Here is a 6,897-nt window from a genome sequence, read left to right as displayed (position 1 = left end):
CCCCCGCCCTTACTGGATGTTCCGCCTCCGCAAGGCTTATGACCGCTGGTGGACCCGCCGCTTCCTGGCCCCGCATTTCGATGCGCTGGGCGATTTCGCGCGTATCGAGAATCCGTGGCGCGTGGAAGTCACGGGCCGCAATATTCGCGCGGGCCGGGCCCTGCATGTTCTGGCGGACCGCGCCGCGCCGGTGCGGCTGACCACATGGCCAGCGCCGGACAGTGAAGCGGCGATCACGCTGGGCGACGCCGTGCTTCTGATCGCCGGCACGCGCCTGATGGCGGCGGAGCGGATCACGATAGGCGCGGGCGTCATGCTGGCCGCCAATACGACGATCACCGATTCCGACTGGCATGGCCTGTATGACCGCGTCGGCCCGCCCAGCGCCGCGCCGGTCGCCATCGGCGATAATGTCTGGATTGGCGACGGCGCGTTTGTCGGAAAGGGCGTGACCATTGGCGAGAATGCGGTGATCGGCGCGCGCGCCGTGGTGGTGAACGATATTCCGGAAGGCGCGGTTGCGGTCGGCAATCCGGCGCGCGTCGTGAAAACGCTGGATCCGGACGCGCCGCGCCGCACGCGGGTAGATTTGCTCGCCGACCCTCTGGCGCTGGACCGCTATTTCACTAGTCTTCAGAAAGACCGCCTCTCCGGCAATACGCTTCTTTCCTGGCTTCGCGTCAGGCTCGCCCCCAATCAGAACGACTGACCACAGACAAGGACGATTATGACGCCCGACAAGGAAGCCGAAGGCGAATTCGCCGGCTGGAAAACGTGGAAGAACATGGACCCGTATGAAGGCGCCGCCGGCCCCTTCTATTACAAGCGCGGCGATGACGGAGAGCCGATCGCGGCCTTCCGCGCCGAGAAACGCCATATGAATGGGTTCGGCGCGCTGCACGGCGGATGTCTGGCCAGCTTTGCCGATTTCGCGGCTTTCTGCATCGCCGGGCCGACGGTTGAAACCGGCGCGGTCACCGCCTCATTGAACATCGATTTTCTGGACGCCGCCCGCGAGGGCGACCTGGTGACCTGTACAGGCGACACCCCGCGGGCCGGAAAGTCGCTGGTCTTCACGCGCGGCATTATCCGCGCCGGCGACAAGACGGTAGGCAGCTTTTCAGCCGTACTGAAACGGGTCGGCGGCTAGGCCGCGCAGGGCCGTTCCATCACCCGGTCCCGCCAGGCGCGCAGATTCGGCAGGTCCTCGCCCGGTTTCCATTTCATCACGCGCGCAAAGCCCAGTGTCGCGAACGCTGTGATGTCGGCGATGGTGAATCGTTCGCCCGCGATCCAGTCGCGCCCGGCCAGTTCGCCATCCAGCCATTTGGCCGTCTTGAGAAAACCCTTCTCGCCACGCGCGGAGAGGTCTGGAATCTGGCTCTCGATGGCGGTGAAGGCCGGATGGCCGTGCCGCGCCCACCAGGCCATGGGCAACAACCACATCATCTCCACCCGGCGGTCCCACATCTCGATAAAGGCCGCCTCTTCGTCATCCGCGCCCATCAAGTTCGGATCAGGATACAGGCCTTCAAGATAGCGGCAGATGGCGCGGCTTTCAGTGAGGCAACGGCCGTCATCCAGCTTCAACGCGGGAAGTTGCGAGAGCGGGCTGACTTCACGGAAAGCGTCCGTCTTGTGTTCGTTCTCGATGATATTCAGCTCTTCCATTTCGAGCTGGTCGGCCTTGCCCTTCTCTTTCAGGAACATCAGCACGCGTTCCGGATTGGGCGCAAAGCGGGCGTGATAGAGTTTCATGACGGGTCCCTTTCCAGAGCGCGCGCCTGACCGACCCAGTCATCGCGCCGGATGCGGCCGCGGCCCTTGATTTGCGCGTCGGCCCAGTCGGCTTCGCTGTCAGACCAGCCGGCGATTTGATCGAAATAATAAACGCCCAGCGCGTGGAGTTGAGCCTCCAGCTTCGGCCCCACGCCTTTAAGCTTCTTGAGGTCGTCAGGCGGCCCTTCCATTGGAGACTCGTACAGCATGGGCCGGTCGCCTTCATTTTCGGCGACCTCTTCGTTTCCGGCGCCAGCTTCGTCCGGTTCAACGGCATCGCCCAGCGTCGGCGAGGTTTTGAGCGGATAGTCGCCGCGATTAGGCTTGTATTCGAACGTATCGCCCTGGCGCGCGAACAGCCACCAGCCCACCAGAACCGTCACGATGGCGAGCAGAAAGACCACCCCGCCAAAATACGCTCCGAACTCACCCATTGATCACCTGTCCTGAAACGGTCTCACCGGAATTTGAAAGACGCGTCTTGGTGAGGGCTCGAAGCGCGCCCGTCAATCCTCGCGGAAGCTGAAGGGCGATGCGCCGCGATAGTGCTCGTCCACGAATAGCTGGCGCTGAACCGGCGGGAAGGCGCGCTGGTTGCAATCAGCCCGTTCGCAAAGCCGGCAATTGACCCCGATGGGGGTGAACGCCTCCGCCTGCTCCAGATCCAGCCCGTCGCCATAGACCAGCCGCTGCGCCTGGGACGCTTCGCAGCCCAGACCGATCGCCAGCATCTGGCCCGGATTGCGCCAGCCGCCGCCCGGGCGCTCCACTGTTCGCGACATGGTGAAATAACGCGCGCCGTCCGGCAGTTCGACCGGCTGGGCCAGAACGCGCCCCGGTTGCCGGAACGCCTCATAAAGCCGCCAGCGCGGGCAAGCGCCGCCGCTTCGCGCAAAATGGAAGACCCGCCCGCCAAAGCGTTTCGAGACATTCCCGGCGTGGTCCACGCGGATCATGAAAAACGGCACGCCGCGATGGCCGGGCCGGTTCAGCGTGGTCAGGCGATGACAAACCTGCTCGAACCCCGCCCCGAAGCGCCGGCCGAGAATTTCCAGGTCATAGCGGTTTTCCTCCGCCGCTTTCAGGAACGGCGCGTAGGGCATCATCACCGCGCCAGCGATATAGTTCGCCAGACTGATGCGGTACAGCTTGCGCGCCTCCTTCGACGAGAGCTGCGCCTCTTCCTCCACAGTGTCGAGCACGCCGGAAAGCTCCAGCAGGGCCAGTTGATAGGCAAGCTGGAAAACACGTGTGGAAGGCGTCAGCGCCTCGTTGAGGAACAGGCGCCGCGAGTGACGGTCGAACCGCGCCAGCGCGCCGCGCATGACCTCCAGCGGCAATATCTTGGTCGCGACCTTGTGCTGTCTGGACAGGCGTTCCCGCAGCGGCCCCTCAAGCTCCCGCGAGTCGGCTTTAAGGGATTTCACCAACGCATCGGCTGCGTCTTCCAGGGCCGGAAAATGATTATTCCGCTTGTGGAGCGTCTCGCGCACTTCCTCCATGGGGGATGCGGCGATCGCGGTCTCGATTGCGCCGCCGCGTTCAGTGATCTGTTCGGCCAGGTCCGCGGCGTGCCGGACCGAATCCCGGTAGGCCCCGTGCATCCGGATCAATGCCTCGGCGGCGCGCGGATGTCCTTCCAGCAATTCGTTCAGATCCTGCCGGTCCAGCGCCAGCGTATCCAGCAGGGGATCGCCCGCCGCCTCCCGCAGATTGACGACCAGGCGCCCGTCCGGCTCCTGCCCCAGCTCCTTGAGGTCCACGTCATAGGTTTCGGCAAGCTTGAGGAGAACCTGTGCCGTGATCGGCCGCTGGTTGCGTTCCATAAGGTTCAGATAGCTGGCCGAAATGCCCAGCTCCTCCGCCATGCGCGCCTGCGGCAGCGACATGGATTTCCGGAGACGTCTCAGCTTGGGGCCGGCGAACAGTTTTCGGTCACTCATGATTTACAATCATTACAAACTGACAAATATTTCACAACACACACATACGTCAAAACCCTTTTTAATGTCTAGGTTTCGTGACTTTTACGCTGAGCCTGTCAACTCTGTCTGCAATAACAGCCGGTGGTTATCGGCGCACATTGCCTTGAAGGGGAATTTTTATGGCTCAGGATATCAACAGCCTCGTGGATGGCGGCGGAAACGGCCGCTTTGACGGCATCGAGCGGCCCTATGGCGTCGAGGACGTGAAGCGGCTTCGCGGTTCGCTTCAAGTTCGCCATACGCTGGCCGAGGAAGGCGCCAAGAAGCTCTGGAAGCTTCTCAAGGAAGAACCCTACATCAATGCGCTCGGCGCGATGAGCGGCAACCAGGCCATGCAACAGGTGCGCGCCGGCCTGAAAGCCATCTACCTGTCCGGCTGGCAGGTGGCGGCGGACGCCAATATCGCCGGGGCCATGTACCCGGATCAGTCGCTCTATCCGGCCAATTCCGGGCCGGAGCTGTGTAAGAAGATCAATCGCGCCCTGCAGCGCGCCGATCAGGTCGAGGCCGCAGAAGGCAATGTCCAGCATGACTGGATCGCCCCCATCGTGGCCGACGCCGAAGCCGGCTTTGGCGGCCCGCTGAACTGCTTCGAGATCATGAAGGCCTATATCGAGGCCGGCGCCTCCGGCGTGCATTTCGAGGACCAGCTGGCCTCTGAAAAGAAATGCGGCCATCTGGGCGGCAAGGTGCTGATCCCGACCTCCGCGCATGAGCGTAACCTGAACTCGGCGCGTCTGGCGGCCGATGTTTGCGGAACCTCCACGGTACTGGTGGCGCGCACGGACGCGGAGAGCGCAAGGCTCATCACTTCGGACGCTGACCCGCGCGACCATGAATTCATTGACTATGATGCCGGCCGTACGCCGGAAGGCTTCTATCGCCTGAAAGACGGCGTCGGCGTTGACCACTGCATCGCGCGCGGTCTCGCCTATGCCAAGCACGCCGATCTGCTGTGGTGGGAGACCTCCAAGCCGAATCTGGACGAGGCGCGCCGCTTCGCCGAGGCGATCCAGAAAGCCTATCCGGGCAAGATGATGGCCTATAATTGCTCGCCCAGCTTCAACTGGGAGGCCAATCTGGATCAGGAAACCATCGCGAAGTACCAGAAAGAGCTGGGCGCGATGGGCTACAAGTTCCAGTTCGTCACGCTGGCCGGCTTCCATGCCCTGAATTACGGCATGTTCGAGCTCGCGCGCGGCTACCGCGACCGCGGCATGGCGGCCTATTCGGAGCTTCAGCAAGCCGAATTCGGCGCCGAGAAGAACGGCTACACCGCCACGCGTCACCAGCGTGAAGTCGGCACGGGCTATTTCGACATGGTCAGCCAGGCCGTGACGGGGGGCCTGTCCTCCACCACGGCGATGTCGGAATCCACCGAGACCGCGCAATTCCAGGCTGCCGCGAACGCGGCTGAATAGGCGCACCCTCGCGCTCGACTGGGGCCGCGTCGCTGAAACACGCGCGCGGCCCATTTTTCTTTTTCGCAATTCAACAGGCCCGACATGAACCAGCACGCCCCGATAACTGATGATCTGAAATCAAAGGGAATTGAGGTCCACGGTGACTTCGCGCCCGGCTATGAGACCATCCTGACCGGCGAGGCGCTGGAATTTGTCGCGGATCTGCATCGCCGTTTTGACGGCGCGCGTCAGCGCCTCCTGGCCGCCCGCCAGACCCGCCAGGCGTCCCTGGACGGCGGAGAGGACCTGGATTTCCGCACAGATACCGCAGAAATCCGCAAGGCTGACTGGAAGGTGCGCCCGGCGCCGCAGGACCTTCAGGACAGGCGGGTGGAGATTACCGGTCCCGTGGACCGCAAGATGGTCATCAACGCGCTGAACAGCGGCGCGCGCTGCTTCATGGCCGATTTCGAGGACGCCTCCTCCCCGACATGGGCGAACATGGTGGAGGGGCAGATCAATCTGCGCGACGCCAATGCCCGCCAGATTGATTTTACGGATGAGACGAACGGCAAGTCCTATTCGCTCAACGACAGGATCGCGACGCTGATCGTGCGGCCGCGCGGCTGGCACCTACCCGAAGCGCACCTGAAAGTGAATGGCGCGCCGGTGTCCGGCGGCCTGTTCGATTTCGGTCTTTATCTGTTCCACAACCATCAGACCCTCAAGGCGAATGACACGGGCCCTTACTACTATCTGCCCAAGCTGGAGAGCATGGAGGAGGCGCGGCTCTGGGCGCTGGTCATCGGGCACGCGGAGAAGGCGCTGGGCCTTGAAACCGGCACGGTGCGCGTCACGGTCCTGATCGAAACCATCACCGCCGCGTTTGAACTGGACGAAATCCTGTATGTTCTGCGGGACTGGATTGTCGGCCTGAACTGCGGCCGCTGGGACTACATCTTCAGCTATATCAAGCGGTTCAAGGCGCGCGCCGACAAAGTGCTGCCCGACCGCGCCATGGTCACGATGACCGCGCCCTTCATGCGCGCCTACTCCTTGCGCGTGATCGAGGTCTGTCACCGCCGCGGCGCGCACGCCATGGGCGGTATGAGCGCCTTCATCCCGGTCAAGAATGACGAAGCCGCCAATGCCCGCGCATTCGAGCAGGTGAAAGCGGACAAGGAGCGCGAGGCCGAGGACGGACATGACGGCACCTGGGTCGCACACCCGGCGCTGGTCGCCGCCGCGGAAGAGGCATTCGACGCCCGGATGCCCGGCCCCAACCAGCTGGACAGGCTCAACGGATACGAGACGAGCGCCGCAGAGCTGACGCGGCCCGCCCCCGGCGCGGTTACAGAGGACGGCGCACGCGGAAATATCGACGTCGCGATCCGCTATCTCAGCGCTTGGCTGTCTGGCCGCGGCGCCGCGCCGATCCACAACTTGATGGAGGACGCCGCAACGGCCGAGATCTCCCGCGCGCAGCTATGGCAATGGCGCGTTCACAAGGTGCGGCTCGAGGACGGCCGGGTCATCGACACGCCGCTTCTGGAGGACTGGTTCGCCAGCGTCCTTTCAGAGCTGCGCGAAGAACTGGGCGAAGAGACATACGCCTCCGCGCGCATTGAGGAAGCGGCCGCGATTTTCAAGGATCTGGTCTTCAGCGATACGTTCGAGGAATTCCTCACCCTGCCCGCCTATCCACGCCTGAATTGAGCCGTCCGGACATG

At 63.3% G+C, this 6,897-nt stretch carries 7 protein-coding genes; 4 read left to right on the top strand and 3 right to left on the bottom strand.

Annotated features, from left to right (window positions below; genetic code table 11):
* The coding region (locus H2040_RS07545) for an acyltransferase (RefSeq protein ID WP_287156469.1) at positions 1-709 on the top strand (709 nt) is incomplete at its 5' end.
* A gap of 18 nt (positions 710-727) precedes the next feature.
* Positions 728-1,150 carry a PaaI family thioesterase gene (locus H2040_RS07540; RefSeq protein ID WP_287156468.1) on the top strand — a complete coding sequence of 141 codons (423 nt, stop codon included), beginning with the start codon at positions 728-730 and terminating at the stop codon, positions 1,148-1,150.
* Here the strand turns inward: H2040_RS07540 and H2040_RS07535 are convergent.
* The 3 genes from H2040_RS07535 to H2040_RS07525 form a co-directional block, all read right to left on the bottom strand.
* Entirely contained in the window at positions 1,147-1,758 is a 612-nt protein-coding gene (locus tag H2040_RS07535) for a glutathione S-transferase family protein (protein WP_287156467.1), read from the bottom strand. The two genes, H2040_RS07540 and H2040_RS07535, sit on opposite strands and share 4 nt — an antisense overlap.
* Positions 1,755-2,213, bottom strand: coding sequence for a helix-hairpin-helix domain-containing protein (locus tag H2040_RS07530; RefSeq protein WP_022696579.1), 459 nt, complete (start codon positions 2,211-2,213; stop codon positions 1,755-1,757). The genes H2040_RS07535 and H2040_RS07530 overlap by 4 nt, the downstream gene beginning before the upstream one ends.
* A 72-nt stretch (positions 2,214-2,285) precedes the next feature.
* A complete protein-coding gene (locus H2040_RS07525) occupies positions 2,286-3,722 on the bottom strand; it encodes a helix-turn-helix domain-containing protein (protein ID WP_022696578.1) in 1,437 nt (478 codons plus the stop codon).
* Between the two features lie 161 nt (positions 3,723-3,883).
* Between H2040_RS07525 and aceA the strand changes: the two genes are divergently transcribed.
* Both aceA and aceB read left to right on the top strand, forming a co-directional pair.
* On the top strand, positions 3,884-5,185 hold the full coding sequence (gene aceA, locus H2040_RS07520) for an isocitrate lyase (RefSeq protein WP_287156466.1): 1,302 nt from the start codon (positions 3,884-3,886) through the stop codon (positions 5,183-5,185).
* An 84-nt stretch (positions 5,186-5,269) separates the two neighbouring features.
* Positions 5,270-6,883 carry a malate synthase A gene (aceB, locus tag H2040_RS07515; RefSeq protein WP_287156465.1) on the top strand — a complete coding sequence of 538 codons (1,614 nt, stop codon included), beginning with the start codon at positions 5,270-5,272 and terminating at the stop codon, positions 6,881-6,883.
* Positions 6,884-6,897 lie beyond the last annotated feature (14 nt).

Origin of the sequence: Euryhalocaulis sp. (assembly GCF_013911995.1) — a bacterium.
Classification (GTDB): domain Bacteria; phylum Pseudomonadota; class Alphaproteobacteria; order Caulobacterales; family Maricaulaceae; genus Euryhalocaulis; species Euryhalocaulis caribicus.
Note: the sequence above shows the minus strand (reverse complement) of the source record. Positions and strands in the feature narration are given on the sequence as shown.